A 2,103-nucleotide genomic window follows, 5' to 3' on the forward strand; every position below is an offset into this window, starting at 1 on the left:
GCCAACCGCTGGTGCGAGCTGCTGCCGATCAGCCGCGTGGCCAAGCAGAAGCTGATGGAACTGGACGAGCCGCTGACCCGGCTGGGCCTGGTGGACGATTTCCTGCGCAAGCAGAAAGTGATCTGAAGCGCGCGATCTGACCGGAAGTCAATCCGGCCGCAGCAACTTGCGCACCGGCGTTGGCAGCCCATAGCTGGGCAGCTCTTCCATCGCCACCCAGCGCCCGGTGGGCCACTTCAGCGGCAAGGCCTGGGCCAGCGGCGAGCGCTCGGGCAGGCTGGCGCGCACGGGGCTCAGTGCCCAGTCGAAGTGCGTCAGCACATGCGAGATGGTGGGCAGCGGCTCGCCCTCGCCAGGCCCGTCCGCCAACCAGGCTTGCAGCGTGGCCACGTCCTCGAATTCCGGCAGGCTGAACAGCCCCGCCCACACGCCCGTGTCCGGCCGCTGCTGCAGCCACACTGCGTTGCCCTGCTGCAGCCACAGCAGCGCATGCGCACGCTTGCTGCGCTTGAGCTTGCGGGTCTTGACCGGGTAGTCGGTTTCCCGGCCCTCGCGGTGGGCCACGCACAGCGTTTCCCACGGGCACAGCAGGCAGGCCGGCGAGCGCGGCGTGCAGACGGTGGCGCCCAGGTCCATCAGGCCCTGGGTGTAGGCCGTCATGTCTTCACCGGCCGTGGGCAGCATGGCATCGGCTTCGGTCCACAGCAGGCGCTCGTTGCGCGGTGACGAGAGGTCTTCGCCAAAGCCCAGCGCGCGGCTCAGCACGCGCCGCACGTTGCCGTCCATGATGGACACGCGCTCGCCGTAGCAGAACGCAGCCACCGCCGCAGCGGTGCTGCGGCCGATGCCGGGCAAGGTTTCGAGCAGCGCGGCGGTGGGCGGGAAAGCGCCGCCGAAGTCGCGCATCACGGCCTGGGCGCAGCGGTGCAGGTTGCGGGCGCGGCTGTAGTAACCCAGGCCGGCCCACAGTGTCAGCACATCGTCCAGCGGCGCGGCGGCGAGTGCGGCGACATCGGGGAAACGGTCCAGGAAACGCTGGTAGTAGCCCAGCACGGTGCTGACCTGGGTCTGCTGCAGCATGATTTCCGACAACCAGACGCGGTAGGGGTCACGCGTCTGCTGCCAGGGCAGGTGGTGGCGGCCGTGCTGGCGCTGCCAGTGGATCAGCGCAGGGGCCAGCGCCGCGGCATCATTGACGTCAGGCAAGGGAGATGTCAGTCCGGATCAGTTGGCTCTTGCCGCGGTGCCGGGCTGCCAGCCGTCGGTCGTGATCATCTGCATGCCGGCATCGTCCTCGGCCGCTTCAGGCTCGAAGCTGGGGCCTTGCTCGGCGCGGCTGCGCAGCGCCGAAGCCAGCGAATACGCACGGTCCACCAGCTCCAACAGCTTGGCGTCCTGGTTCTCCACTTCGAGCAGGCGCTGCTCCAGCTCGCCGGCCGCGCTCTGGATGCGCTCCAGCGATTCGCGGCGGCGCTTGAAGCTGCGGCGCCGCTCGCGGAACTGGCCGTCGATCTGGCCGGAGGCCGCCTGGTTCCAGGCCTCGATCTCGCCGCTGGCGTTCTCGAAGATCACGCGCAGCTTGGAGACCAGCATGCGCTGGAACTGTTCGCTGAAGGCCGTGGAGTTCAGCCGCATCGAGCGGGTGACGCTGAAGTAGCGGCCGTAGCTGCGCTCGATCAACATCAGCTCCTGCTTGAACGGCGACAGCTCGGGCGCAGGCGACGGCACCAGCGAAAAGCCGAACTCGGTGTTGAGCTGGGTGAACAAGGCGTTCAGCATCTGGCCGGCTTCGGCGCACAAGGCCGTCGCCTGGTCCAGCTGTGCCGACAGGCGCTGGCAGAGCTTGGCGAAGGCCGCGCGGGCGCGCAGGTTGAACCAGCCGCTGCCGATGGCCTGCTGCAGCTCGGCGACGGCATCGCGAACACGGTCTGCGTCCAGCGCCTTCAGCGCGCTGCGCTGCAGGCGGGCGTGCACCGTGCGCAAGGCGGTCAGGCGAGCGGTGCAGCGCTCGAACTCGGCCGTGTCGGCATGCACACGTTCGAGCATCTGCGTGACGCGGCCGGCGCTTTTGCCGCGCAGGCCGCGCAGTTCCAGCATCTGCTC

General features: G+C 69.0%; 1 protein-coding gene and 2 pseudogenes. 1 reads left to right on the forward strand and 2 read right to left on the reverse strand.

Features of this window, described 5'->3' with window-relative positions; genetic code table 11:
- Positions 1–126: pseudogene (locus tag FKP22_RS34130) on the forward strand (LON peptidase substrate-binding domain-containing protein); the annotation flags it as partial.
- 21 nt (positions 127–147) lie between these two features.
- Here FKP22_RS34130 and mutY read toward each other — a convergent pair.
- Both mutY and FKP22_RS28210 read right to left on the reverse strand, forming a co-directional pair.
- On the reverse strand, positions 148–1,206 hold the full coding sequence (gene mutY, locus FKP22_RS28205) for an A/G-specific adenine glycosylase (protein ID WP_231011969.1): 1,059 nt from the start codon (positions 1,204–1,206) through the stop codon (positions 148–150).
- An 18-nt stretch (positions 1,207–1,224) separates the two neighbouring features.
- Positions 1,225–2,103 (reverse strand): annotated as a pseudogene (locus FKP22_RS28210) (dynamin family protein); the annotation flags it as partial.

Origin of the sequence: Ideonella azotifigens (genome assembly GCF_006519715.1) — a bacterium.
Taxonomy (GTDB): Bacteria; Pseudomonadota; Gammaproteobacteria; order Burkholderiales; family Burkholderiaceae_C; genus Ideonella; species Ideonella azotifigens.